The organism is Mesorhizobium sp. M1142, from assembly GCF_040318565.1.
Lineage (GTDB): Bacteria > Pseudomonadota > Alphaproteobacteria > Rhizobiales > Rhizobiaceae > Mesorhizobium.
Window position 1 is genome coordinate 56,500 of record NZ_JAMYMK010000011.1, and the last position, 24,980, is coordinate 81,479.

At 63.1% G+C, this 24,980-nt stretch carries 30 protein-coding genes and 1 tRNA gene; 18 read left to right on the forward strand and 13 right to left on the reverse strand.

From position 1 onward, the window contains the following. The 7 genes from cbiE to cobT are packed head-to-tail and all read left to right on the forward strand — an operon-like array spanning position 1 to position 6,286. Positions 1 to 1,242, forward strand: coding sequence for a precorrin-6y C5,15-methyltransferase (decarboxylating) subunit CbiE (gene cbiE / locus NKH42_RS19025; RefSeq protein WP_352505689.1), 1,242 nt, complete (start codon positions 1 to 3; stop codon positions 1,240 to 1,242). Further along, positions 1,239 to 1,619 carry a cobalamin biosynthesis protein gene (locus NKH42_RS19030; protein WP_352505688.1) on the forward strand — a complete coding sequence of 127 codons (381 nt, stop codon included), beginning with the start codon at positions 1,239 to 1,241 and terminating at the stop codon, positions 1,617 to 1,619. Before cbiE ends, NKH42_RS19030 begins: the two co-directional genes overlap by 4 nt. After that, on the forward strand, positions 1,616 to 2,380 hold the full coding sequence (gene cobM / locus NKH42_RS19035; RefSeq protein ID WP_352751370.1) for a precorrin-4 C(11)-methyltransferase: 765 nt from the start codon (positions 1,616 to 1,618) through the stop codon (positions 2,378 to 2,380). The genes NKH42_RS19030 and cobM overlap by 4 nt, the downstream gene beginning before the upstream one ends. After that, positions 2,377 to 3,183, forward strand: coding sequence for a uroporphyrinogen-III C-methyltransferase (gene cobA / locus NKH42_RS19040; RefSeq protein ID WP_352477538.1), 807 nt, complete (start codon positions 2,377 to 2,379; stop codon positions 3,181 to 3,183). Before cobM ends, cobA begins: the two co-directional genes overlap by 4 nt. After that, entirely contained in the window at positions 3,180 to 4,493 is a 1,314-nt protein-coding gene (locus NKH42_RS19045) for a cobyrinic acid a,c-diamide synthase CobB (RefSeq protein WP_352751371.1), read from the forward strand. Before cobA ends, NKH42_RS19045 begins: the two co-directional genes overlap by 4 nt. Then, positions 4,490 to 5,251: an adenosylcobinamide-GDP ribazoletransferase gene (cobS, locus tag NKH42_RS19050; RefSeq protein WP_352751373.1), complete on the forward strand. Its 762-nt coding sequence runs from the start codon at positions 4,490 to 4,492 to the stop codon at positions 5,249 to 5,251. The genes NKH42_RS19045 and cobS overlap by 4 nt, the downstream gene beginning before the upstream one ends. Positions 5,252 to 5,275: 24 nt before the next feature. Next, complete coding sequence (gene cobT / locus NKH42_RS19055; RefSeq protein WP_352751374.1) at positions 5,276 to 6,286, forward strand: nicotinate-nucleotide--dimethylbenzimidazole phosphoribosyltransferase; 1,011 nt, start codon at positions 5,276 to 5,278, stop codon at positions 6,284 to 6,286. Between the two features lie 183 nt (positions 6,287 to 6,469). Here the strand turns inward: cobT and NKH42_RS19060 are convergent, their stop codons facing one another. From NKH42_RS19060 to NKH42_RS19070, 3 genes are all read right to left on the reverse strand, one after another. Continuing rightward, complete coding sequence (locus NKH42_RS19060; RefSeq protein ID WP_352751375.1) at positions 6,470 to 7,438, reverse strand: endonuclease domain-containing protein; 969 nt, start codon at positions 7,436 to 7,438, stop codon at positions 6,470 to 6,472. A gap of 192 nt (positions 7,439 to 7,630) precedes the next feature. Continuing rightward, positions 7,631 to 7,706: transfer RNA gene (locus NKH42_RS19065), tRNA-Lys, on the reverse strand. 105 nt (positions 7,707 to 7,811) lie between these two features. Then, on the reverse strand, positions 7,812 to 8,717 hold the full coding sequence (locus NKH42_RS19070; protein ID WP_352751377.1) for a PhzF family phenazine biosynthesis protein: 906 nt from the start codon (positions 8,715 to 8,717) through the stop codon (positions 7,812 to 7,814). A 111-nt stretch (positions 8,718 to 8,828) separates the two neighbouring features. Between NKH42_RS19070 and NKH42_RS19075 the strand changes: the two genes are divergently transcribed. From NKH42_RS19075 to NKH42_RS19090, 4 genes are all read left to right on the forward strand, one after another. Beyond that, complete coding sequence (locus NKH42_RS19075; protein WP_352751378.1) at positions 8,829 to 10,121, forward strand: efflux RND transporter periplasmic adaptor subunit; 1,293 nt, start codon at positions 8,829 to 8,831, stop codon at positions 10,119 to 10,121. Positions 10,122 to 10,123: 2 nt separating this feature from the next. Continuing rightward, positions 10,124 to 10,834, forward strand: coding sequence for an ABC transporter ATP-binding protein (locus NKH42_RS19080; RefSeq protein WP_352751380.1), 711 nt, complete (start codon positions 10,124 to 10,126; stop codon positions 10,832 to 10,834). A gap of 2 nt (positions 10,835 to 10,836) precedes the next feature. Then, positions 10,837 to 12,054, forward strand: coding sequence for an ABC transporter permease (locus NKH42_RS19085; RefSeq protein ID WP_352753525.1), 1,218 nt, complete (start codon positions 10,837 to 10,839; stop codon positions 12,052 to 12,054). Positions 12,055 to 12,168: 114 nt separating this feature from the next. Further along, positions 12,169 to 12,411: a hypothetical protein gene (locus NKH42_RS19090; RefSeq protein ID WP_352477528.1), complete on the forward strand. Its 243-nt coding sequence runs from the start codon at positions 12,169 to 12,171 to the stop codon at positions 12,409 to 12,411. Here the strand turns inward: NKH42_RS19090 and NKH42_RS19095 are convergent. Together NKH42_RS19095 and NKH42_RS19100 are read right to left on the reverse strand one after the other, a co-directional pair. Beyond that, positions 12,408 to 13,130, reverse strand: coding sequence for a hypothetical protein (locus NKH42_RS19095; RefSeq protein ID WP_352691645.1), 723 nt, complete (start codon positions 13,128 to 13,130; stop codon positions 12,408 to 12,410). The two genes, NKH42_RS19090 and NKH42_RS19095, sit on opposite strands and share 4 nt — an antisense overlap. Before the next feature lie 7 nt (positions 13,131 to 13,137). Beyond that, positions 13,138 to 14,250, reverse strand: a complete 1,113-nt coding sequence (locus NKH42_RS19100; protein ID WP_352509641.1) for an endonuclease/exonuclease/phosphatase family protein — start codon at positions 14,248 to 14,250, stop codon at positions 13,138 to 13,140. Between NKH42_RS19100 and NKH42_RS19105 the strand changes: the two genes are divergently transcribed. From NKH42_RS19105 to NKH42_RS19115, 3 genes are all read left to right on the forward strand, one after another. Next, positions 14,249 to 14,386: a hypothetical protein gene (locus NKH42_RS19105; RefSeq protein WP_254820699.1), complete on the forward strand. Its 138-nt coding sequence runs from the start codon at positions 14,249 to 14,251 to the stop codon at positions 14,384 to 14,386. The two genes, NKH42_RS19100 and NKH42_RS19105, sit on opposite strands and share 2 nt — an antisense overlap. Positions 14,387 to 14,437: 51 nt before the next feature. Next, the gene (locus tag NKH42_RS19110) at positions 14,438 to 15,022 is read left to right on the forward strand and encodes a BA14K family protein (RefSeq protein WP_352509639.1); all 585 of its coding nucleotides are present in this window, start codon (positions 14,438 to 14,440) and stop codon (positions 15,020 to 15,022) included. 175 nt (positions 15,023 to 15,197) lie between these two features. Next, complete coding sequence (locus NKH42_RS19115) at positions 15,198 to 15,482, forward strand: PilZ domain-containing protein (protein ID WP_352691662.1); 285 nt, start codon at positions 15,198 to 15,200, stop codon at positions 15,480 to 15,482. A 12-nt stretch (positions 15,483 to 15,494) separates the two neighbouring features. Here the strand turns inward: NKH42_RS19115 and NKH42_RS19120 are convergent, their stop codons facing one another. From NKH42_RS19120 to NKH42_RS19140, 5 genes are all read right to left on the reverse strand, one after another. Beyond that, a complete protein-coding gene (locus NKH42_RS19120) occupies positions 15,495 to 16,118 on the reverse strand; it encodes a hypothetical protein (protein ID WP_352703605.1) in 624 nt (207 codons plus the stop codon). After that, the gene (locus NKH42_RS19125) at positions 16,111 to 16,632 is read right to left on the reverse strand and encodes a hypothetical protein (protein ID WP_352974351.1); all 522 of its coding nucleotides are present in this window, start codon (positions 16,630 to 16,632) and stop codon (positions 16,111 to 16,113) included. Before NKH42_RS19125 ends, NKH42_RS19120 begins: the two co-directional genes overlap by 8 nt. Positions 16,633 to 17,131: 499 nt before the next feature. Beyond that, positions 17,132 to 18,109, reverse strand: coding sequence for a DUF3592 domain-containing protein (locus NKH42_RS19130; protein WP_352703603.1), 978 nt, complete (start codon positions 18,107 to 18,109; stop codon positions 17,132 to 17,134). Between the two features lie 260 nt (positions 18,110 to 18,369). Further along, positions 18,370 to 19,389 carry a ketol-acid reductoisomerase gene (ilvC, locus tag NKH42_RS19135; protein WP_023676662.1) on the reverse strand — a complete coding sequence of 340 codons (1,020 nt, stop codon included), beginning with the start codon at positions 19,387 to 19,389 and terminating at the stop codon, positions 18,370 to 18,372. A 23-nt stretch (positions 19,390 to 19,412) separates the two neighbouring features. Continuing rightward, complete coding sequence (locus tag NKH42_RS19140; RefSeq protein WP_352509631.1) at positions 19,413 to 20,066, reverse strand: TetR/AcrR family transcriptional regulator; 654 nt, start codon at positions 20,064 to 20,066, stop codon at positions 19,413 to 19,415. A gap of 157 nt (positions 20,067 to 20,223) precedes the next feature. Here NKH42_RS19140 and NKH42_RS19145 point away from each other — a divergent pair, with 157 nt between their 5' ends. Beyond that, on the forward strand, positions 20,224 to 20,652 hold the full coding sequence (locus NKH42_RS19145; protein WP_352703601.1) for an anthrone oxygenase family protein: 429 nt from the start codon (positions 20,224 to 20,226) through the stop codon (positions 20,650 to 20,652). Positions 20,653 to 20,688: 36 nt separating this feature from the next. Here the strand turns inward: NKH42_RS19145 and NKH42_RS19150 are convergent, their stop codons facing one another. Next, a complete protein-coding gene (locus NKH42_RS19150; RefSeq protein WP_352509627.1) occupies positions 20,689 to 21,141 on the reverse strand; it encodes a MarR family winged helix-turn-helix transcriptional regulator in 453 nt (150 codons plus the stop codon). A gap of 101 nt (positions 21,142 to 21,242) precedes the next feature. Here NKH42_RS19150 and NKH42_RS19155 point away from each other — a divergent pair, with 101 nt between their 5' ends. Beyond that, complete coding sequence (locus tag NKH42_RS19155; RefSeq protein WP_352703599.1) at positions 21,243 to 21,548, forward strand: Rieske (2Fe-2S) protein; 306 nt, start codon at positions 21,243 to 21,245, stop codon at positions 21,546 to 21,548. A gap of 1 nt (position 21,549) precedes the next feature. Continuing rightward, positions 21,550 to 22,275, forward strand: a complete 726-nt coding sequence (locus tag NKH42_RS19160; protein ID WP_352477518.1) for a glutathione S-transferase family protein — start codon at positions 21,550 to 21,552, stop codon at positions 22,273 to 22,275. Here the strand turns inward: NKH42_RS19160 and NKH42_RS19165 are convergent. Continuing rightward, positions 22,223 to 23,461, reverse strand: a complete 1,239-nt coding sequence (locus NKH42_RS19165) for an FAD-dependent oxidoreductase (protein WP_352739925.1) — start codon at positions 23,459 to 23,461, stop codon at positions 22,223 to 22,225. The genes NKH42_RS19160 and NKH42_RS19165 overlap by 53 nt on opposite strands. Before the next feature lie 74 nt (positions 23,462 to 23,535). Further along, entirely contained in the window at positions 23,536 to 23,946 is a 411-nt protein-coding gene (locus NKH42_RS19170) for a winged helix-turn-helix transcriptional regulator (protein WP_352466906.1), read from the reverse strand. Between the two features lie 136 nt (positions 23,947 to 24,082). Between NKH42_RS19170 and NKH42_RS19175 the strand changes: the two genes are divergently transcribed. After that, positions 24,083 to 24,970, forward strand: coding sequence for an SDR family oxidoreductase (locus NKH42_RS19175; RefSeq protein ID WP_352753535.1), 888 nt, complete (start codon positions 24,083 to 24,085; stop codon positions 24,968 to 24,970). Positions 24,971 to 24,980 lie beyond the last annotated feature (10 nt).

A 24,980-nucleotide genomic window follows, 5' to 3' on the forward strand; every position in this document is an offset into this window, starting at 1 on the left:
ATGCCTGCTGAAGCTCCGCGCGGCGCCAAGCTCACCTCAAAGTGGCTCACGATCGTCGGCATCGGCGAGGACGGTGTAGCGGGTCTCGGCGACGAGGCCAAGCGGTTGATCGCTGAGGCCGAGTTCGTCTTCGGCGGCAAGCGCCACCTCGCCCTTGTCGCATCACTGGTCAAAGGTGAAGCGCGCGCCTGGCCGACGCCTTTCGATGCCGAGATGCGCGACGTGCTGGCGCTCTCCGGCAGACGCGTCTGCGTGCTGGCCTCCGGCGATCCCTTCTACCACGGTGTCGGCGTCATCCTCGCCCGCAAGGTCGCGGCAGAGGATATGCGGGTGATCCCCGCGCCCTCGGCCTTTTCGCTGGCCGCCTCACGCCTGGGCTGGGCGCTGCAGGACGTCGAGACCGTCTCGCTGCATGGCCGCTCGCTCGACCTGATCCGGCCGTTGCTGCATGATTGCACCCGCATTCTCGCGCTGACTTCGGACCGCGATGCACCGGAAGCGATTGCCCGTCTCCTGACCGAGCTCGGCTTCGGCGCGTCGCGGCTGACGGTGCTGGAGGCGCTGGGTGGGCCGAACGAAAGGCTGCGCTCGGCGAGCGCCGGCACCTTCGACCTCGCAAAGATCAATCCGCTCAACGTGCTCGCGATCGAAGTTGAATCGACTCCGCAAGCACCCATCCTGCCGCTGACAGCGGGACGTGCCGATCTTTTGTTCGAGCATGACGGCCAGATCACCAAGCGTGAAGTGCGCGCCGTCACCCTGTCCGCTCTCGCGCCAAGGCGCGGCGAACTGCTGTGGGACATCGGCGCCGGATCGGGCTCCATCGGCATCGAATGGATGCTGGCCCATCCTTCCATGCGTGCCATCGCCGTTGAGGCCGATCCGTCCCGCGCCGCCCGCATCCGACGCAACGCCGCGGCCTGCGGCGTTCCCGGTCTCGCCGTCGTTGAAGATTCGGCACCGCAAGCTCTTGCCGGGCTGGAAACGCCGGCAGCGATCTTCATCGGCGGCGGCGGCAGCGATGCCGGCGTGCTGGAAACAGCCATCGATGCCTTACCTGCCGGCGGCCGCCTAGTCGCCAACGCAGTGACCCTGGAGATGGAGGTACTGCTGCTTTCCCGTCACGCTGCGCTCGGAGGCGAGCTTACCCGGATCGCTATATCCCGTGCTTCGCCGGTTGGTTCGATGCAGGCCTGGCGGCCGGCTATGCCGGTCACGCAATGGAGTTGGGCCAAGCCATGATGGTCGCGGGCATCGGCAGCCGCAAAGGTGTCAGCGCACGCGACGTGCTTGCTGCGGTAGAAACCGCGCTGGAGGCGCACGGGCTTGCCCTGCCCGCGCTTTCAGCCCTCGCGACCGCGTCTCTCAAGCAGGATGAAGCGGCAATCTTCGCCGCCGGACGTGAACTCCGCCTCCCGGTGATCGTTGTCGAGCAGGACGAACTCAAAGCTGCATCTACGACCAGCCACTCCGACCTATCACAGGAGCATGCCAGCACGCCGTCTGTTTCCGAAGCCTCGGCGCTTGCCGCCGCCGGCAAAGGCGCAAAGCTGCTCGGACCGCGCACGGTGCTCGGTGCTGTCACCTGCGCCATCGCCATCAGCGGAGATGCGGCATGACCGTTCACTTCATCGGTGCCGGCCCGGGTGCTGCCGATCTCATCACCTTGCGCGGCAGCCGCCTGCTCGGCAGTTGTCCCGTCTGCCTCTATGCCGGATCGATCGTGGCGCCGGAGCTGTTGCAGCACTGCGCGCCCGGAACGAGGTTGATCGACACCGCGCCGATGTCACTCGACGAGATCGAGGCCGAATATGTGGCCGCCCACGCGGCCGGCCATGATGTCGCCCGCCTGCATTCCGGTGATTTGTCTGTCTGGAGCGCAGTTGCCGAGCAGATCCGCCGGCTGGAGAAGCATGGTATCCCTTATACGCTGACGCCGGGCGTGCCGTCCTTCGCCGCTGCGGCGGCAGCGCTGCGCCGCGAGCTGACCATTCCAGAAGTCGCGCAAAGCCTGGTGCTGACCCGCATCTCCGGCCGCGCCTCGAAAATGCCGCCCGGCGAAACGCTGGCCGGCTTCGGCCGCACCGGCGCCACGCTGGCCATCCACCTTGCCATCCACGCCATCGACCGCGTCGTCGCCGAGCTGACGCCGCATTACGGCGCCGACTGCCCGGTCGCGGTCGTCTTCCGTGCCTCCTGGCCGGACGAGCGCGTGCTGACCGCCACGCTGGCCACCATCGAGGCGCAATTGGCCGCCGATCCGATGGAGCGCACGGCAATCATCTTCGTCGGCCGCTCGCTGGCGGCGGAAGGCTTTGGCGAAAGTTCACTGTATGACGCGCACTACCAGCGGCGCTTTCGCGGACGGGGCGGGTTGTGAGCGGCAGCAATAGAAACACTACGGTCGAGCAGGCGCTCACCCGGCTGGACTTCAAGCCGCGCCAGCTGGAGCCCGGTCATGTCTGGCTGGCCGGTGCCGGCCCTGGCGATCCCGGCTGCCTGACGCTGGAAGTGCTGGCCGCCCTCGGACAGTGCGACGCGCTGGTTTATGACGCGCTGGTCTCGCCCGCGGTCGTCGCCGTCGCCGAGGGCGCGGAACTGTTCTATGCCGGCAAGCGCGGTGGCAAACCATCGATGAAGCAGGACGACATTACCGCTCTGCTGGTTCGGCTGGCGCGCGCGGGCCGGCGCGTCGTCAGGCTGAAGGGCGGCGACCCCTATATTTTCGGGCGTGGCGGCGAAGAGGCGCTTGCGCTGGCCGGGAAAACCATCCCGTTCCGCATCCTGCCTGGCCTGACGTCCGGCCTCAGCGCGCTGGCCGCCACCGGCATTCCCGGCACCATGCGCGGCATCAACAAGGCGCTGATCCTGGCGACCGGTCACGCCGCCGGCACCGATGACGACCTCGACTGGGCGGCCATCGCCCGTACCGGCCAGCCGGTGGTCATCTATATGGGCATGGCCAATCTGCCACTGATCGCCGCCTCGCTGCTCGAGGGCGGGCTGGCGCCTTCGACGCCCACCGCGGTGATTGTCGCTGCGACGACACCGCAGGAACGGATCGTCGTCGCCACGCTCGCCACCATTGCGGAAGAGGCAGCAGCCGCCGGTCTGACCTCGCCGGCGCTGATCGTCGTCGGCGGTATTGTCGCTATGCGTGCGGCACTGGCGGGCGAGCCATGACCCGCGCCATCATCATCGGCGCGCCGCGCTCGGGCTCGGGCAAGACCAGCGTCACCATCGGCATTCTGCGCGCGCTCGCCCGGCGCGGCCTGAAGGTGCGCGGCGCCAAGTCCGGCCCGGACTATATCGATCCCGGCTTCCACACCGCCGCCACAGGCTTGTCCGGCATCAACCTCGACAGCTGGGCAATGCCGCCCGCCCTGCTTAACGCACTGGCCGGCGAAGCGACCGAAGATGCCGATTTTATCTTCCTCGAAAGCGCCATGGGCCTGTTCGATGGAATTCCGGCTGCTCCGGGCCGCACCGGCTCGGCCGCCGACCTTGCCCGACTTTATGGCCTGCCGGTGCTGCTGGTGCTCGACGTTTCCGGCCAGTCGACCACGGCGGCGGCCGTTGCCAAGGGCTTTGCTACTTATGACCCCGATGTGCGCATGGCCGGTGTCGTGCTCAACCGATTGGGCAGTGAACGCCACCGCCGACTGTGCGGCGATGCCATCGAAGCGCTCGGCTTGCCTGTCGTCGGCGCTATCCTGCGCGATCCCTCGCTCAACCTGCCCGAACGTCATCTCGGCCTCGTTCAGGCCGGCGAATATGAGAATCTGATGGCGCATCTCGACCGGCTGGCCGATATGGTCGAGCACTCGCTCGACCTCGACGCCATCATGGCTCTGGCGGCGCCATTCACGCCCGCGCCGGGCAATTTCGGCGACGCGCTGCCGCCCCCCGGCCAGCGCATTGCACTCGCCGAGGACGCCGCCTTTACCTTCCTCTATCCGCACGTTGCCGCGCATTGGCGCAAGGCCGGCGCCGAGATCGTCCCATTCTCGCCGCTCGCCGATGAAGCGCCCGGCGACAATTGCGATGTCTGCTGGCTGCCCGGCGGCTATCCCGAGCTCCACGCCGGCCGCCTCGCCGCCGCTGCGAATTTCAGGGCGGGCATGGCGAGGTTCGCCGCCACGCGGCCGGTGCATGGCGAGTGCGGCGGCTTCATGGTGCTCGGCGCGGCGCTCGAGGATGCATCGGGCGAGACGCATCGGATGCTTGGCCTGCTCGGCCATTCGACCAGCTTCGCCAAGCGCAAGATGAATCTCGGCTACCGCGAGGCGCGGCTGCGGTCCGGCTGTCCGCTCGGCAGCCAAGGCACGCTGATCCGCGGCCATGAATTCCACTACGCGCAGATGGTTGCGACCGGCAATGACGGGCCGCTGGCCGATCTCGCCGACGGGCAAGGCAACCCGCTCGGCGCCTCCGGCTACCGGCGCGGCAATGTCAGCGGCACGTTCTTCCATGCCATTGCGAGGGCCGGATGAAGGCCTCGCAACAGCAAATTCTCGATGATATCGCGCTTTGCCTCGTCTTCTTTACCCGGCTGCCGCTGCCGCGAGCCGACTTCCGTGGCCGCAGCCTTGCCGCTGCGATCTGGGCTGCACCGGTCGCCGGTCTCGCCGTCGCTATGGCCGGTGCGCTGGCCTACGCCGTCGGCACGAGACTGGGCCTAGCCGGAGGTCCTGCTGCAGCGTTCGCCCTTGCCGCGATCTTGCTTGTCACCGGCTGCCTGCATGAGGACGCGCTGTCGGATGTTGCTGATGGTTTTGGCGGCGGCAAGACCCGCGACAGGAAATTGGAGATCATGCGTGACAGCCGCATCGGTGCCTACGGCGCCTGCGCGCTCGGCATCTCGCTGCTGATCCGCTGGAGCGCGCTCTCAGAACTCGCCGGCCCGGCTCATGTCTTCTGGGCCCTCATTGCCGCGCATGCCGCCTCGCGCGGCCTGCTCGGCGCCTTCATGCACCTGCTGCAGCCGGCCCGCAGCGACGGCCTTTCGGCCGAAGCGGGCACCGTCGCGGCTAAAACAGCTGGCATCGGTGCCGTACTCGGTGCGGTCGCACTGCTGACGCTTGGGTTCGGCGCTGCCGTTTTCGCGATCATCCTGCTCGGTCTGTTATTCGCCGCCTTCCGCGCGCTTTGCCTCAATCAGATCGGCGGCCAGACCGGCGACACCGTCGGCGCCCTTCAGCAGCTGGGCGAGATCGCAATCCTGCTCGTCGCTTCCATTTCCCTTTCCTGACTCTGTTTCGGAGATTTTGCCCCCATGCCTTTCAAATCGCTCGATGAACTGCGCGCCGCCTGCCTCGGCCTGCCCATTGGCAGCGACGCCGCGGCCAATACCGTCGCCCGCCGCCAGGACACGCTGACCAAGCCGCAAGGCAGCCTTGGCCGGCTGGAGACAATAGTCGCCTGGCTGGCGCGCTGGCAGGGCCGCGACATGCCAAAGCTCGACCGTGTCAAGGTCTTCGTCTTCGCCGGCAATCACGGCGTCACCGCGCAAGGCGTGTCGGCCTTCCCGTCGGAGGTCACCGTGCAGATGGTGGCGAATTTCGCCGGCGGCGGCGCCGCCATCAACCAGCTTGCCCGCATCGCCGGCGCGGAGCTAGACGTCATCCCGCTTGATCTGGATCATCCGACCGGCGATATCACGCAAGAGGTGTCGATGGACGACGAGGCCTTCCTCGCCGCTGTCTCGGCCGGCTACGACGCGGTCAGCAAGGACCTCGACCTCGTCTGCTTCGGCGAAATGGGCATCGGCAACACCACGCCGGCGGCGGCCATCTCAACCGCGCTGTTCGGCGGCGGCGCCGAACGATGGACTGGGCGCGGCACCGGCGTCGACGATGCCGGCCTCGTGCGCAAGATCGTCGCCATCGAGGCCGGCCTGAAGCGCCACGCCCCGGCGCTGGCCGATCCGCTGAAGGTAGCGGCAGCCCTCGGCGGCCGCGAGCTCGCGGCGATCCTTGGTGCGACGCTGGCTGCGCGTCATCTCGGCGTGCCGGTATTGCTCGACGGCTTCGTCTGCACCGCCGCAGCGGCACCCTTGGCAGCGCTGCACCCTGCTGGCCTCGCCCACACGCTGGCAGCCCATGTCTCGGCCGAATCCGGCCACCGTCGTCTATTGGAGGCGCTCGGCCTGCCGCCCTTGCTCGACCTCGGTATGAGGCTCGGCGAAGGCTCCGGCGCCTGCCTCGCAGTCAACATCGTCCGCTCGGCACTCGCATGCCATGCCAGGATGGCAAGTTTTGCGGAGGCTGGTGTTTCGGAGAAGTGATCCAGTTCAACATCGGCCTATGAGCTTGATCCGCAAGAGGTTGCGGCTGGCATTCTGGGACCGCAGCATGGATCCTGGTTCGCAGATCACAGTGACCCGCTAGATTGCCATGAAGGTCAAGTTCAAGCCCGGCCTTGACAAGCCCGCCCATAACACAGCTGTGGCCGGCCGGGCCTGCACATTCTACGGCGCTCTATTGGACTTACTCACACGCTCGATGCCGACCAACGTGCATATTTCGTCAAGGCAGTGGTCCAAGTTCTGATGAATTTCCGTCCCTGTAAATCGTAAGACGGTCCATCCTTGGCCATACAACCAGCGGTCTCGTTTTGCATCGTGGGTACGCTGGTACTTGGTCTTATGATATTCATGTCCATCGAGTTCGATGGCTATGCGCTTGTCGGGGATCGCAAAATCCAAGCGATATTTCCCGACAGGATGCTGTGGATATATATGCAGGTCTAGAAAGGCGAGCTCGTAGAACATCCGCTCAAGGGGAGAATCGAAGATATTCGGAGAAAAGGCATGGCGAACGGACGGGTCGCGCGTCAGCATCTTCGAAATAATTTCTTCGCCCTCAAAGACCGGAAGGATCAATTCTCCTTCTGCAGAAGCCCTCCCCTCTGAGATATCCACCGCAGGTGTGATATGGCCGGGCGCCTTGGTGTACCACATATCTACGATCCGGCATCCGACGCATGGGCAGTGCGGTGTTGCCCGGCAACCCCGTGATATGACACGCCCGTCCACGGTCGGCGAAACATAAGAATGGGTAAAAGTGCCGTCCTCCTCACGTTTGATGATGACAACGGCATCTGGAAATCTGAAAATCTTGTCAAGCTTCTCTTTGTTAATCGTACCCTTGTAAGCCTTGTACTTGTGCCTAAGGCCGAAAAGAAAGGTTTCTCCTTCCTCTGTGAATGAATAAGCCATCAGATTTTCATCCAGAGCCTTCGATCCATCAAGCTCAAGGACCGAGAATTCGGCTTCGCCAATCAGCACTTTCGACGAGAACATCATGCAGCCGATGCAGCCGCAATTCGAGCCGGAACAGCTCTTGGTAAGGACAAAATCACCGAAAATTTCAGAAATTATCACGAAGATTCTTCGCGTCTCTTCCGTATAAACGATGGCATAGTGATCAGGTACCAAGCGTTCTCTTCTCAATGACTAGAAGACAGCAAGCTCGGAAATTGCCATCTGTCTTTCCGTACGTCTAGCCAAGAGAAAAATTTACTGCTGCTTCGCAGCTGAGCATCAAACCGGCGCCTTATCGCCACAGGCCCGAGACGCGTCAACGCGTCTCGCATTCCAGGGTCTTTTCCACCAAATTTTTGAAATCTTTGGTGGGTGCGCACAGGATTGAACTGTGGACCCGCTGATTAAGAGTCAGCTGCTCTACCAACTGAGCTACGCACCCACTCGGCCGGTAAAACCGGCGTTGGCGGGCATATAGCCGCCGCCATCCGCCATGTCCAGCCCCGTGGGATTCATTTCCCGACAAATCGCCGAAGTGCCGAGGTCGTCAAACAAAAAGCCTGCCTTCAGCCACCTTCACCGCATGGCCGCCGATGCGGGAGGCCGCCAGTTCGCCGCCTTCGACATTCAATTCGAGGCGGATGCGCGACGGCCGGCCCATCTCCAGCCCCTGCTCGATCCAGAGTTGTGAAACGCCGTCCGTCGGGCCGTCGAAATGCATGATCGCGCCGGCGAACGCGGCCGCCGCTGAGCCGGTCGCCGGGTCTTCGTAGGACGGATTACCGGGCACCATCATGCGGACATGGAAGGCACTGTCATGGTGCACCGTCTCGCGGCAATACACATAGGGGCTGGCGAAGGCCCATTCGCTCTTGCGTGGTGCCAACTCCGACCACGCCTGGTTGTCCAGCCTGATCCGGGCGGCCGCCTCCAGATTGGCGACGGGGATGGTCACGTAGGGCACTCCAGCCGACCAGAACGAAACGCGGTGGTTCTCGAAGCCGATCTCGTGCGGCCCAAGGCCAAGGGCCGCGCCGATCGCCTCGGGAGCGGCCGACAATTCCAGCTGCGCCGGCAGTTTCGCCAGGTCGAACTCGGCAAAGGTCGAACCATCGTGCTTGCTGACAGCGCAGCGCACAGGGCCGATATTCTCCTCGAGCACGAAGATGCCGGCGGCCTCTCCCGCCATTTCGGCGAGCGCTATCGCCGAGCCGACGGTCGGGTGGCCGGCGAACGGCATTTCATAGTCGGGTGTGAAGATACGGATGCGGGCCCGATGCTTGGGATTATCAGGCGGCAGCACGAAGACGGTTTCGGACAGGTTGAACTCGCGCGCCACCGCCTGCATCGCAGCAAGGTCCAGCCCGTTACAGTCGAGCACCACGGCCAGCGGATTGCCCGCCAGCCGGTTGGTGGTGAATACGTCGTAAAGTAAGTAATTCCGCGGCCGCATCTCAGTAAGTCCTCTGCCTCATTCCCAACATGGGCGAAATTTAATTTGAATTTCGAACCATAAGGCCTGATTTGTGCACTGATGGGAAATCACTGAACATAGGGGGCCGGCGTGGACCAGATTGTCAATCTGCCAAAGACGGAATCCGCTTCCGCCATCGAGACGGCGCTCGGGCTCGACCACCAGGGCCTGAAGACAAAACGCCGTCGCGGTTGGTTTTACGCGCTGCTTGCGCTACTCGCAGTGGCCGCGGGTGTCGTCGGCTACCCCTGGTATGCGGGCTCGCCCGCCAAGATCGAGTATACCACGACACTGGCCGCCATGACCGACCTTACCGTCGCGGTTTCGGCTACCGGCACGCTGCAGCCCCTCACCCAGGTCGATATTTCCAGCGAACTCTCCGGCGTCGTCCGGTCGGTTTCGGTCAACGAGAACCAGCTGGTGAAGAAGGGCGATGTGCTGGCTGCGCTCGACACCGCAAAGTTGGAGGTGCAGATCGAGCGCGCCCAGGCCTCCGCCAAGGCAGCGACGGCGAGCGTCGAGGACGCCACTGTGACCCTGGCCGAAAACGAAAAGGCGCTGGTGCGCGCGGCACAACTCACCAAGCGCGGCATGGCGACGGACCAGTCGCTCGAAGCGGCAACCGCCACGCGCGACCGCTCGAAGGCGGCGCTCGATATTGCCAAAGCCAACCTCGCCATGGCCAGTGCCGATCTCAAGGCGCAGCAGACGGATCTTGCCAAGAGCACCATCTACGCTCCGATCGACGGCATCATACTGACGCGCTCGGTCGATCCCGGCCAGACGGTCGCCTCTTCGCTGCAGGCGCCGGTCCTGTTCGTCATCGCCGCCGATCTGAAGAACATGGAGTTGAAGGCGGCGGTCGACGAGGCCGATATCGGCGCCGTCAAACCCGGCCAGCATGCGCGCTTCACCGTCGATGCCTTCCCGGAACGGCCGTTCGACGCCGAAATCCGCGACATCTACTATGCCTCAGTCACCACCGACGGCGTCGTCACTTACGATGCAAGGCTGGATGTCGACAACAGCGAACTTCTGTTGCGGCCCGGCATGACAGCCACCGTCTCGGTCGTCACCAAGCAGGCCAGGAACGTGCTCACCGTGCCGTCGATCGCCTTCCGCTACCGGCCGGCCCAGACGGCGGAGCGCGGCTGGAGCCTCACCGACCTGTTCACAGGCCGCATGGGACGCCCCGGCGGCAACCGCCAGCACCAGGCGGCGACGAAGCCCACCGACGGCTCGCGCACGCTCTACCTGCTGGAGAATGGGCGGCCGCATCCTGTCAACGTCAGGGTCGGCTCGACAGACGGCGAACTGACCGAGATCGTCTCCGGCCTGGAGGAAGGCGCACAAGTCATTACCGCCTCGCAGCAGCGGAGCTGATCGTGGCATCGGTCGCGACCACGCTCATAGGCTTCGACAAGGTGTGGAAAAGCTATGGCCAGGGCGAAGCCCGGGTGCATGCGCTGGCCGGCGTCGACCTCGCCATCAGACGCGGCGAATTCGTCGCCATCATGGGCCCGTCCGGTTCCGGCAAATCGACGGCCATGAACATCATTGGCTGCCTCGACACGCCGACCGCTGGGACTTACTGCTTCGAAGGCATCGATGCCGGCCGTCTCGACCGCAACCGCCGCGCTCAGCTGCGCAATCTCTATGTGGGCTTCGTCTTCCAGGGCTATAATCTCTTGCCGCGCACTACGGCGGCGGAGAATGTCGAACTGCCGCTGATCTACCGCGGCGTTGGCGCCCGCGAGCGTCGCGGCCTTGCCATGCAGGCACTTGCCGAGGTTGGCCTTGTTGGCCGCGAGCATCATACGCCAGCCGAGCTGTCCGGCGGCCAGCAGCAGCGCGTGGCGATCGCCCGCGCCATCGTCACCAAGCCGACGCTGCTCGTTGCCGACGAGCCGACCGGCAATCTCGATACCGCCCGCACGCACGAGATCATGGAGCTCCTGACGCAGCTGAACAGCGAGCTCGGCCTGACCATCGCCATGGTCACGCACGAAGCAGATGTTGCCGGCTATGCCCAGCGCACGATCCGTTTCCTCGATGGCCATGTCGCCTCGGATACAGCCAGTCTCGAGATGGCCTAGCCATGATCTGGGAAACCGTCCGCCTCTCGCTCCGCTCCATCCGCCGCAACGTGCTGCGCTCGTTCCTGACGCTGCTCGGCATCGTCATCGGCGTTGCCGCCGTCATCGCCATGCTGACCATCGGCTCGGGCACCACCGAAAAGGTCAAGTCCGATATTTCCAAGCTTGGTAGCAACCTGCTCGTCATTCGTTCCGGCCGTCCGGCCGGGCCTGGCGGACCTGGAGGGCTCGATCAGGTCGTCCGACCGCTGAGCGACAGAGATCTTGCAGCGCTTGTCGCGCACCTGGACGGCGCGCGCGCCATCTCACCGGCGTCGCAAAAGCAGGTGCGCGTCATTTTCGGCACCGAAAGCCTGACCTCGGGCGTTACCGGCACCGACAGCGCCTATCTCGATGCTCGCGACTGGAAGCTGGTTTCGGGCCGCCCGTTCAGCGATTCGGAAACCCGCTCGGGCACCGGCGTCTGCCTCATCGGCGAGACGGTGCGCCAGCAGTTCTTCGGCGCCGGTGACCCCGAAGGCGAGATCATCCGCGTCAACCGCACCTCCTGCAAGATCATCGGCTTGCTCGAACCGAAGGGCTATACCGGCTTCGGCCAGGACCAGGACAATGTCGTGCTGATGCCGCTCGCCGCCTATCAGCGTCGCATTGCCGGCAATCGCGACATCGAATCGGTCTATGTCGCCGCCGACGACCGTACGCCAACCACGGTGCTGCAGCAGCGCGTCGAGGACATCTTGCGCGACACACGCCGCATCACGCCCGACCGAGACGATGATTTCTCGATCCGCGACATGACCCAGATCGCCGATGCCATGGCCAGCGCCACCACCACCATGACTGGCATGCTCGGCGCCGTCGCCGGCGTCAGCCTGCTCGTCGGCGGCATCGGCATTATGAATATCATGCTGGTGTCGGTAACCGAGCGCACGCGCGAGATCGGCATCAGGCTCGCCATCGGCGCCCACGAAAAGCACATCCTCATCCAGTTCCTGGTCGAGGCGACGGTGCTGTCGCTGCTTGGCGGCATCATCGGCATCCTGATCGGCCTGGCATTGGCCGGCCTCGCCTCGCTGACGCTGACGATCCCGTTTGCGCCAAGCCCGGCGGTCATCCTGCTTGCGGTCGGCTTTTCCGCGCTGATCGGCATGGTGTTCGGCTTCTTCCCGGCGCTGCGCGGCGCACGGCTCAACCCCATCGACGCGCTGAGGCATGAATAGAGCGTTGCAGCAAATGTCGCCTCGCGACGCTGCCAATTTTATAAGCAACCTGCCCTTGTCGCAGGACAATCTGCAATGATAACAATGCTGTTGGGGACTAAGGGGGAACAATGGATGAGCAAGAGAGGGCGACTGGCTCTGGCGATGGTGATCGTCGAAGCCGCATTGGCAGGGCTTTGGTGGAATTTGATCCGTTATGGAATGGATAATCCCGATCGCGTCACAGCTGACTTCCAGCAGGTAATTGGGCAGACGATGGGAACGGCCATGGGGGCACTCCTGGGTCTCGGCGTACTGCTGTATTTTGTCGCTGCCCGCAGCGACCGCAAGGCTATTGAAGGCAGGTCGCGACGTTAGAGTCGGAATCCTTGCGCGAAGTGCCATTCGATCAGCGGTCTCATATGCGGCATCAATCCGTCCGGCAGGTCGGCTGCATTGCGGATGATCACAGGACCTTCGATTTCAGGCTCTGACTCGGCCGCGACGAAAGCGCGGATCCGCTGTGCCAGGTCGTCGGCGGAGGCCGTCTCGCGGTAGCGGCGAAAGATCACCGTGCCGCTTGCCGTCGACAGGGCGTAGTGGCGCCTGCCGCGTGTCGCGCCTGATAGGTCGAGGCCGGTTTCCTCCCGTACCTCGCGGATCATGTTGAAGTCGACGTCGACAAGGCCGTCGCGGAAATCGGTTGGCTCGAACGAGCCGGCGGCGAAGTAGATGCGCCCGGCATTGACCGTATGCGGCGCCATGCGGATCGCCACCAGCGCATTGTCGCCAGCGACCAGCAAGGCGTGCGCGTAGGCATGTTCGGCGCCAGGCACCTGTCTATTGCTGCGCCAAAGCATGAAGGTCGAATACCGCACCGCATGGCAGCGGCCGACGAGGCGATTGTCGCGGTAGCTGAGTGCGGAAAGCAGCACCACAGTGCCGTCGAAAAGCGCCGGCTTCGATGCGGTCTCACGCCGCCAGTTCGCCGCGATCGCCTCGGCATTATCGCGCTCGAATGGATGCGGGCCAGGATCGAGCCTGACGTCGATGGCATCGACCGGCAGGATGACGTTGCGCGGCAGGTCGAAACTCACGCCTGTCTCACGCCATGTCGAGGGCAATTGCTACCGGGCAATGGTCGGATGCCTTCGGCCGGTCCCACCCGGCGCGTGGGAAGCGCTCGACCTCCTGGCCTGCCGGAAATATGGTGCGCCAAGGCTGCCCGTTACGGATGATATCGGGAACGGCGGTGGCGTTCTGCCTGGCTAGCGCCCTCGACAAAAGGATGTAGTCGAGTTGGCAGAGATGCCGCTCTTCCGGTCCGCGCGTGTGATAGAAAGTCCAGCGGTCCATTTCCGGCCGCCGCTCGACCGCGTTTTCGCAAAAACCGCCGGCAGTGAGCACGTCGATGCAGGACCGGGTCTCGTCGATCACCTCGAAGCGATAGCCGTCGAAAACATCGCCAGTGATCTTCACGCGCTGCCGGTAGTCGTTCATGTCGCCGCAGATTGCCCAGCGCTTGTCGGCGGCATGGTCCTTGCCGAAGCGCTCCTCGATGATCCGGCGCACCGCCTGCGCCTCGGCGATGCGCAGCGGCATTGTCGCCTCGCGGCCGTCGAGGCCGTTACGGGGCGAGCCCATCGACTTGAAATGCACGAGATAGAGCGTCAACGGCGCGCCAGCCACGGTCAGATCGATTTCCAGGCAGTCGCGCCGGAAGATGCGCTCATTGGCCTGATGTCCAAGTGCTGCCAATTCCGCCGTGTGCAGCCCGAATTGCTCGAACGTGACATAGGCGTAGCTGGTCATGCGCACGAATTCGATCGGCTGGCCCTGCGCGGTCTCGTTGCGCATCATCACGGCGACGTCGATGCCGCGCGAATCATTGCCGGCGGTGGTGTATTTCTGCCGGTAGCCTTGCCCCACCATCTTGAACAGATAGCCATATTCGAATGCCCTCAGCGCCTCGATATTGTCGACCTCCTGCATGCAGATGATGTCGGCGCGGGTGGCCGCGATCGCCAGCGCCGTCAACTGCCGCGTGTCGTCGGACTGCGCGATGGCCCGCGCCTGCTCGAGCATCTTGTATTCGGCCTCGCTCTGAATGTCGAAAAGCGCCAGCGTGCGATCTTCGTTGAGCTGATTGCGGTATCCGGAATAATCAAACCTGTTCATCAGGTTTTCGACGTTGAAAGTGGCAAGGCGCAGCGACATGGCTTTGACCTTTGCCCGCAAGCGCGCCCGAAAACAAGGGCGCAGAAATCAGGCGGCTCTGCTTGATCGCGCGCTCGCTATGGCTGACGGAACCTTTTTGTTCATCTTCCGTTCAGATGGAAAGTTCCATCAATAGGCCCTTCCCCGGGGTATTCTGGGCGTGGGGCCTGAATCTTCGGAGAGTGCGATGAAACCGCTCTTTTTATCTTCTGTCAGATCCGGGCTGATGGCCCTCGGTCTGATCACCGGCCTCTCGTCCCCCTCGCTTGCCGGGCCAATACCCAAACCTCTGCTGCCGGTGGCGGGCAATGCTGCCGACATCGTGCAAATTCGTGAAGATTGGGCAGGCGGCAATGACAGGCAGATCTGGCGTTGGCGCAATCGCGGCTTTCGGCAATGGCACGGCGGCGACGATTGGAGATGGCGGTCCCACAATTTCCGCGGCCGTCATTTTTCGAGACACTGGGATAATGGCGGCTGGGACGACAGCTGGCGCTGGCGCCACCATCGCCGCCATTACCGCGGCGGCTACTATGATGATGGTGCGGGTGCCGCGATTCTTGGCTTGGGCCTGGGGCTCGGCCTTGGCAGCCTGTACAACAGCTACAACTACTACGACGCGCCGCCACCGCGCCGCTATTATCGCGCAGGGCGGCTTTCCAGTGCACATGTCCAATGGTGTTACAATCGCTACCGGTCGTACCGCGCCTGGGACAATACCTTCCAGCCCTATTACGGGCCGCGCCAGCAATGCTACTCGCCCTATAGGTAAGCAGGCCGACAACAAGCATCGTTCGGCGCCGTGCTTCGCGGCGCCTTTTTCTTCCAGCCAGGAACCGCGAACATCTCCCAGTCCCGACTGCTGATAACGCTATTTTTATCAGGCAGGTCTAATAATCCTCCCGATCAGAACGCCCGAGACGCGAAAAATGGCTGGATTGCGTGCGATGGCCGAGGACGAACAGAGGGACAAACGCCGGCAGCGCGTCTTGAAGGGCGCAACGATCCTGACCGGCATGACCAATTCCGAGGTCACATGCACGCTGCGCAACATGCATGCCGGCGGCGCCGAATTGAAGGTCTCGATCGACGCGCGCGTGCCCGATGAGTTCCTGCTCTATGTTCCGACCGACGGCATCGCCTACAAGGCCGTGGTCCGCTGGCGCCGCGAGGACCGCATCGGCGTGATGTTCACCGGCACCCAGCCAAAGCCCAGTTGGCATTACGGCTGATATCTACCGGCGCTATCCGGGTGGCAGGACTTGCAGTGTCTGCTCGTCAAACAGCGGCTCATCCTGGCCGACGCGAACGAATAGCAGCTTTCGCAGTTCGGGTGATTGCACCTCGAAATACTGAATGCCGTCCGGGGCTTCGCCCCATTCGCCGCAAGGCGGTTCGCCGACCTCGTCAGGGTTGGCGACGGTCTTCAATTCCTCACGATAGGCGGCATCGGGACTGAAAACATACCGGAGGATGCGCGCGGGCGTCGCCCCTTCGGTGTAAGGCATGAGCACGCAACGTGTGCTGATGGCTTTCTCGGTCTTCTGCGTAAAAATGCGCCGCAACGCAGCATCGGCGGCCTCGCCAGGCAGCATATCGAAGACTTCGACGACGGGATCGGCCGAACCGCCATCGCTGTATTTGATGGCAAGAGCATTGCCGCCAAGCTCGAAATGAATCCGGCGAAAACCGAAATCGCAGCGCTGTACCCAGGCAGCCAGCCCGACATCCCTGTCCGCCAACCGTTCCCAACTGCATTTGTCGACGGGCGGACGCGACGGCGTGCTTTGGTCGGCACGAGCCCCCGGGGCCATGGCCACAAGGACCGACAGGGTGCAGATGCAGGCCGGCAGTCTCTTGTTATTCATCGCTGCAACCCGTCAAGCTAAAGGCGTCCCAGGCCGAACCGTCGGGATTGGCTTTGGCGAAATCGGACCATTCGGTAAAAATCGCGCCGAAGTCAGGCAACAGCAACCCTGCCGGTGCCGGCGAAGTTTCGCGGGAACTCAGCTGCTCGGCACCGCCTGCACTGAACGCATAGACCTGCCCGTCCCACACTCTGCACAGTCCGGTGCCGTCCTCAAGACCCGCCTCGCGATCGTTGTCGGTGCAGGTGTGCCGGATCGTACCCACAGGAAACGAGTACTTGCCATTGGTCCAGGTGATGTCCGACGGCAGACGAAGGTCGGTGTTGGGCACGATCAGCGTAAAGACCTCGGTCGTCAGCGCAGCCGGCTCGTTGTCTGTGGGCCGGAACTGTATCGTCGCTCCCGAACGCGGCTCGCGATAGGTCGCATGGCTGAGCGAACATTCTGTTGCGTTCGCTGTTTGCGACAGGCTCAGCATGCTCAGAAAAACAGCTGCTGCCTTGCGGATGATCATTTAAGTCCCTGGAGCAGCATCATTGTGAAGTCTAAGCATCAATGCTTTAGCATGGCCCGATGTCATGGTCGAAAGAAAGAATCGATGATCCGAAATCTCTTGATGCTCATTTCGATCTCAACATTTTCGTGCGGCAGCGCCTTTGCCACGGAACCCTATGTCGGCACATGGTCCCGGGACAGATCGAACTGCACCGCCGTTGCGGATGTTCAACGCCAGACTGTCTACACATTGTACCGCGATGCGCTGTCGGTCCCTGCTCTCGGCTGTGAACACGCAATGTTTCTCAAGACACCCACGGGTTGGGTGGCGCCGGCCAGCCAATGCTACGGATCCGACCCGTCGGCGGAAGAGCCGTTCTCCCGTGTCATCCATATTGTGGTCGACGGGGCGACGGTGAGATTGACATGGCCTGGCTTCGACAGCGGAGTTCTTGTCAGGTGCTGAAGACAAGTGCCCTTCCTCTGGATCTACAGCGTCGAGGACGGCAGCTTCAGCCTTAGATCACCCCCACAAGCAGCGCGGCTCCACCTATGAAGCCAACTGCGCAGACCCACAGAAGCCAAAGCCCACTCACCCTGCATTCGAGAACCGCGGCAGCCGGATTGGCGGGATCGTAGTGGACCTTGACCTTGTCGCCCTCGAGGTAGCGCCGTGATTGACCGCTGACGAGGCTCGGCAGCGAAGCCGTCACGTTTGCGCCGAAAGCGATGCGATCGGCGGCGTAGCGCTGGCCGGCGACGCTATAGCTGTAGACGATGCGGGATTTGAAGACTGTTCGCCAGGGCCGATAGCCGCCTCCGGACCTGTCGCGGGTCTCAAATTTCTGCAGGCCCGAGGCGTCGATGCGTCCTGCCGTGATGGGCCATTTCGCCGCCTGTTCCGCTAGTGACTTCTGGGCGAAGCCCATGCGCAGGACAAACAATCCCATGAACAGCAGCAGGGCCGCGGCGCCGAGGTTCTGCGGCTTGGGCAAAAACGGCCGGATCGCTTCCAGGGCGCCGCCGACGGAGAAGACCAATACCAGCGCGCCAACCACCAGCCCAGCCGAAAGCTGGACCATGAATTTGAAGGAACCTTCGGGCATGGTGCGTTCGATCACGGCCTTGGCTGGATCGGCCGGGTTGTAGAAGACGGTTACGCCAGCCCCGTTTGGAAATTTCGCAAGGGTTTCCGTCACGGCAAAGTTTCCAAGGTTCTCCTGCACGCTGTAGTGCGAACTGCGAAACTTCTTGCCGTTCACCTTGTATTCGAAGGTGATCGCCGGGAAGTTGCGCATCTCGGTCGACCCTCTGCTGTCCGAACCGGATCCCGAACTGGTCACCTCGCGAGCCTCGACACGCGACGAGACGATCTTTCCCGGCGTCGGAGACCAGCGGCTGACCGCCCTCACCTCCCACCACTTCAGGAACGTGACGAGGGAGAGCATGCCGGCAACCGCGCAGGCAAACCCGACCAACAGAAATTTGAGTTCCAAGTCTCAGCCCCCTTTGGCACTTCTGTGCCATGCCCCGCACAGGCATACCACGGTGATGAGGATAATGCGCCTGTCCACAAGCGTGGGAACCACACAATCTTTATGCGAAAAAGGCCGGCGGATCGCTCCGCCGGCCTTTCTTGATCGGCAATGAAATTGCGATAGTTCTTGGCCTTGTCGACCAGCTCGTTCTTGGAAATCCCCCGCGCGCCCGCAGGGCGAAGCCTGAGGACGCGCAACGAAACGAATGTGGATTTCCTTCAGTTCTTGGCCTTGTCGACCAGCTTGTTCTTGGAAATCCACGGCATCATCGCGCGCAGCTTGGCGCCGACTTCCTCGATCTGGTGGCTGTCATTGTTGCGGCGGATGCCCTTGAAGCGCGACATGCCGGCGCGGTATTCCTGCATCCATTCCGAGGTGAACTTGCCGGTCTGGATATCCTTCAGAACGCGCTTCATCTCGGCCTTGGTCTCGGCGGTGATGATGCGCGGGCCCGAGACGTATTCGCCCCATTCGGCGGTGTTCGAGATCGAGTAGTTCATGTTGGCGATGCCGCCTTCGTAGATCAGGTCGACGATCAATTTGACCTCGTGCAGGCACTCGAAATAGGCCATTTCCGGCGCGTAGCCGGCTTCCACCAGTGTCTCGAAGCCGGCGCGGATCAATTCGACCAGACCGCCGCACAGCACAACCTGCTCGCCGAACAGGTCGGTCTCGCACTCCTCGCGGAAATTGGTCTCGATAATGCCCGAACGGCCGCCGCCAACGCCGCAGGCGTAGGAGAGCGCCAGGTCGAGCGCATTGCCCGAAGCATCCTGGTTGACCGCGACCAGGCACGGCACGCCGCCGCCCTTCTGGTATTCGCCGCGCACCGTATGGCCGGGCCCCTTCGGCGCGATCATCACGACGTCGACCGAGGCTTTAGGCTCGATCAGGCCAAAATGAACGTTGAGGCCGTGGGCAAAGGCGATCGCTGCGCCATCGCGGATGTTCGGCGCGATCTCGGATTTGTAGATGTCGGCCTGCAGCTCGTCGGGCGTGGCCATCATCATCAGGTCGGCCCACTTGGCGGCATCGGCCACGCTCATCACCTTGAGCCCGTCGGCCTCGACCTTCTTGGCGGTCGCCGAGCCGGCCTTGAGGCCGATGGCGATGTCCTTGACGCCGGAATCCTTGAGGTTGAGCGCATGCGCCCTGCCCTGGCTGCCATAGCCGATGATGGCGACCTTCTTGCCCTTGATCAGGTTGAGATCGGCATCGCGATCGTAATAGACACGCATTTTTCTTCCTTCCCGTTTTGAATTCAGAGGCCTCGCGGCCCGGTTTTTGCCCTGTAAAGAGCGAGAAACTGCTGCGTCGCTCGGACGGCATCGCCGCCGATCGCCGCATCAGTCAATTCCAGCCGGTCGCCAAGCAGCAGGCGGATCTGCACGTCACGGGCGACCAGCCCGAAAAAGGTGCGGAACGCCGTCTCAGCATCGGAAAACTCGAGGAAACCAGCTTCCTTGCCTGCCTCGAGCACCGGCTTAAGGCGCCTGGCCAGTGCGAAGCGGCCGTTCTCCAGCACGATGGCGCCGAGATCGTCTTTCCCCGAACTAGCCTGGCCGACCGCCACCCGGTTCAGCGCGATCGAGGTGTCGCTCGAAATTACCTTGAGCCAGTCCGAAGCGAAGCGTTCGAGGCTCGCCGTCAGCGAAGCAAGGTCGAGCCCCTTGCGATCAACCGGCACTACCCGCACCTTGGACGCCTGCCATTGCACCGTTGCCGTCAACAGCCCGTCGCGATCGCCGAACCATTTGTAGAGCGTCTCCTTAGAGCAGCTCGCCCGCCGCGCCACGGCGGTCATGGTCAACTGATCGCCCTCTTCGACCAGCAGGCGAAGGGCAGCGTCGAGCACGGCTTTCTGCCGCTCCGTCAGCGTCTCGCTGGCGTCGATGTCGGTCACAGCGTGCAACACGGTCTTTCTCTCAGGAGGCGAACTCGCCCGCAGTTCACATAGGAGCTCGATAGCGTACCGTACGTTACGGTTCGGCTTTATGGCGTATTGCCCGACCCGGCGCAAGTCTTTATTTCTGTAGCTTGCTCCATGCTGGGCATCACGGGAGACGCGGATCATGCTCGCCGGATTGCTTGCCTTGACCGTTACCGCAGTGTTCGCAGGCGCGGCTATCTACGTCAGCGTCGCCGAACAGCCGGCGCGGCTTCGCCTCGAGGACAAAGCATTGCTGCAGGAATGGCAGCCTTCCTACAAGCGCGGCGCCGCCATGCAGGCCTCGATCGCCGTCATCGCCTGTATTCTAGGCCTCGTCGCGTGGTGGCTGACAGACAATTTCGCTTATCTGGCCGGCGCCGTGCTGATCATCCTGCCTTGGCCATGGACGCTGCTGGTGATGATGCCGGCAAATAGGTTGCTGGAGGCGATGGACGCGAACACCATCAATCCTGAAGCTCGGACATTGATCGTCAAATGGGGCAATCTGCATATGGTCCGCGTCGGGCTTGGCGTTCTGGCGACATTGGCATTCCTCTGGGGCAGTGCCTGACCTCGCAAATCGGCGCATCTTCGCCATGAAGGCGTGTCACTCCAGGGCGGGCGGAACTCGCAGGCGCCCAAGCAGAGCTGACAGCGCATCGAGCTCATCATTGGAAAGCCGGGAGCCGACCAACTCCGCGATCGAGCGGCCGTAGACAGCCCACATGCGGCGACGCGTCTCGCGCCCCTTGTCGGTGACACGGACGGTTTGCCCGCGGCCGTCATCGGCAACGGGAAGCTTCTCGACCAGCCCGTCGGCTTCCAGCCGCGCCAGCAGCCGGGAGATGTTATACTGCGCAAACAGGGTGCGCTCGGTGAGTTGGAACGGCCGCAATCCGCCCTCGCCCGCCTCGGCAAGCTCATGCAGGACGTCGTACCACGCAAGCGGCGGCAGGCCACTGTCCTTCAGCGCGTCCTCGGCTCGTTCCAACAACTGGCGCGAAACCCGCATCAGGCGGGCCCAGGCTTTGATTGCTGGAGGTGTAGGAATCCCGGTCATGATTGCATCATAGGGGATAGATGCAATTGCATCAAGCTTGACGATCGATGCAAATGCATCTATATAGATGCAGTCGCATCAATCGTGAGAGGCAAATTCCGATGAAGTATGAAATCTGCAGGATCGCCGACGTTCCGGAAACAGGCAGCCTGATCGCTCCGTTCTTCGGCCGCGAGGTCCATGTCTACCGCAGCGGCGAGCGTATCCGCGCTGCCGCCAACGTCTGCCTGCATTTCGGTGGCCCGCTCGACTGCAAGGACGGCAAGCTCATCTGCCAGTGGCACGGCGCCTCGTTCGACATGGCGAACGGTGATCGCCTCGAAGGCCCGGCGCCGAAGGGCTCCCGCCTGATGTTCCTCTCCACCCGCGTCCAGGACGGCGCCTTGAACTATGTCTGGGGAGAGTGAGATGACCGGTAAGCTCATCCTCGTCAGCCACCATCTTTGTCCCTATGTGCAGCGCGCGGCGATTTCACTTCGCGAAAAGGGCGTGCCGTTCGAACGCATCACGGTCGATCTCGCCAACAAGCCTGCCTGGTTCAAGGCGATATCACCGCTCGGCAAGGTGCCGCTGCTTCGCGTTGAGCATGACGGCCAGGAAACGGTGATCTTCGAATCGGCGGTCATCCTCGAATTCCTCGAGGAAACCCAGCCCAATCCACTGCATCCCACCGACCCCTATGCCCGTGCCCGGCATCGCGCCTGGATCGAGTTCGGCTCGGCAATCCTCAATGCCATCGGCCGCTTCTATTCAGCGCCTACGGAAGCCGCGCTGCTCGCTGAAAGCGAGACGCTATCGGCAATGTTCGATCGCCTGGAAGTGGAACGGGCCAATGGCGCGGCTGGGCCATGCTTCGACGGCGAGCGCTTTTCACTGGTCGACGCGGTCTACGGCCCGATTTTCCGCTATTTCGACGTCTTCGACCGGATCGGCGATTTCGGCATCCTGGACGGAAAGCCGCATGTCCAGGTATGGCGCGAGGCGTTGCGCATACGCCCATCCGTGAAGGGCGCGGTCGCTCCCGACTATCCGCAACGCCTCCATGCATTCTTGCAGGCTAAGGGTTCGCACCTTTCGGAAATCATCCGCCAAGGCGATCCGGCCATAGCGCTTCCGCAAGCCCTATCGGCTTGAATGGATTGATCACCGTTCCTGTAACCATGGAAGCAAGAAACTGCGGCGCCGGCGGGACTTTTGCCAGCGTCGCCACCAGCCTGTCGCGGACGAACGGCATCACAATCGAATCCGACTGATAAAACGGCGTCAGCACCAGCGACAGCGCCTGGAAGACCCGCACATGCCATCGCCGCGTCCGGACATAGGCCTCCAGTGCAGTATCGACACGGTCCGTTCCCATGAGTGCGTAGTTGAGCGCGGCTGCATCGAGCAGCGCCATGTTCGCGCCCTGGCCGAGCTGCGGGCTGGTTGAATGGGCCGCATCGCCGATGACAGCCAATAGCCGTCCGGCTGGCGTCTTCATCGTGTGATGGCCATAGCGCGCCAGCGACAGCTGCTCGAAACTGTCGATCTGGTCGATGAAGGCCGCGCATTCAGGCCACAGCCCGACCAATCTCGCCTTCCATGCCTCGAGACCTGCCCCCCAGACGTACTCGGCATCCGCCGGCTTGAGGCTCCAGAAGAATGCCGCCATCTTCTGGGCATCCGGCTCGGGCCGGCCGATTGGCAGCACGCCGATCATCACGCTTGCGCTGTCGTAGCGCTGCAGCAGCGCGTGCTCGTCGAAACCCTCGCCGCGCCAGCCAAGCGATGCCCAGAAAGCGCCATAGGCGAGCGATCGCGGTTCGCCCGGATTGTTCACGCACCGCCGCAGTTTGGAGCGTGAACCGCTGGCGTCCACTACCAGGTCGAACGACCCCATCCGTCGTCCGTTGCGGCAGATCAATGTTGCCCATTCGCCGGCTTCCAGCGTCTCAAGCTCGATGCCTGTCTCAATGTGGATCGCTTGGCGCCGGGCGGCGCGGAAAAGCACGCCGAACAGAGCCGCGCGATGTACCGCCAGCCCGAAACGGCCGCCACGCCGGGCATCGTAGCGGACGTCGAGCACTGTGCGGCCGGTCTTGGCATCTGCAACATGCAGGCGGTCTATGCGGCAGCCCAGCGCCAGAATGTCTTCAAGCAGGCCGAGATCGGCAAGCACCGTCAGCCCGGTCGGCTGCAGGATCAGCCCGGACCCGACCGGTTTTGGCCGGTCGAAGCGCTCGAAGATCGTGACCCTATGTCCGGCGCGCTCGAGATAGAGCGCGGCGGCAAGTCCAGCCGGCCCGGCGCCGGCAATCGCGATGTCCAGAGAATTGGCCATCTGCCCGCCCCAACCCAGGCCGGACAATCCTTCAGCGCTGTCGCTAAATCTAGGCGCCGTCTCGGCCTGGAGGCTCAGCCTTCGGCAGCATCGAAAACCTTCCGCGCCTCGCGTACAGCGCCGTGATTGAGCTCGGCCCATTGGATCAGCTGATGCAAGGGTCCAAACATCGAGCGCCCGAGATCGGTGAGGCTATATTCGACGCTCGGCGGCTTGGTCGGGAAGACCTGGCGATGGACATAGCCGTCGCGCTGCAGATCGTGCAACGTCTGGGTGAGCATGCGCTGTGAAATATCGGGCACGAGGCGCCGCAACTCGCCGAAGCGGTACGGCTTCTCGGCCAAGGCCTCCATCAGCAGCGAACTCCATTTGTTGCTGATCCCCTGGATCACGTCGCGAACCGGGCAATCCGCAAGGTTTCCGCCCCCGCTGCCTGCCTTGTATATCTCGAGCTTCGATCTCAGATTAACGATCTTGCCGTCCATGGCTGGTTCCCTGGGTGTGCCTACCTCCCGCAAAACTGCCTTCTTTACGAGGATGGGTCAATTCCTATTTTAGTGCTGGTCTCTTTTTGAGACTAACATATGCACCCGCCGCTCCGGCGCAACGTCAGGACCCTTCATGACCGACACCCTTCTTGTCACCGGCGCCTCCGGCCAGCTTGGCCGCGGCGTCATCAATCATCTGCTTGACACGCTCATCTCCCCTCAGCGCATCATCGCCGCCACCCGCAATCCGGAAAATCTGGCCGATCTGGCAGCGCGCGGCGTCACTGTCAGGGCGGCCGACTTCGACGACACCGCATCGTTGGCCAGTGCATTTACCGGCGCCGACAGAGTTCTGATCATTTCGACAAACGAGCTTGCCCTTCCGGGCAAGCGCCTGAAGCAACATGAGACTGCGGTCGCCGCCGCAAAAAGCGCCGGCGTTTCGCATCTGCTCTACACATCGATGCCCAATCCGGAGCCAGGATCGCCGGTGCTGTTTGCGCCCGATCACCACGGCACCGAGCAGGCGATCAAGGCGAGCGGCATTCCCTACACCATCTTCCGCAACGGCTGGTACCAGGAGAACCTGTTCATGGCGCTGCCGCACGCCATCGCCTCGGGGCAGTGGTATACATCCGCCGGAGACGGCCGTATTGCCCATGGCGCGCGCGACGATATGGCCGCGGCAATCGCCGCCGGTCTCGCATCGGGGGCAACCGAAAGCACGACATACACGCTGACGGGTCCGCAGGCCTATACGGTCGCTGAAATCGCGGCCCTCGTCACCGAAGTTACCGGCAAGCCAATCGAGGTCGTCCAGCTTTCGGACGAAGCGCTGACCGGGGGATTGAAGGCAGCCGGCGTCCCCGAAGGTTTCGCCCCGGTCATCGTTTCCTTCGACACCAATACCCGCTCCGGCCGCATCAGCATGGTGACCGACGCGATCGAGACGCTGTCTGGCAGGAGGCCGCGGCCGCTGAAGCAATTTCTTGAAGCAAACAAGGCGGCTCTGGTGAGCTGAGCCTGACAAA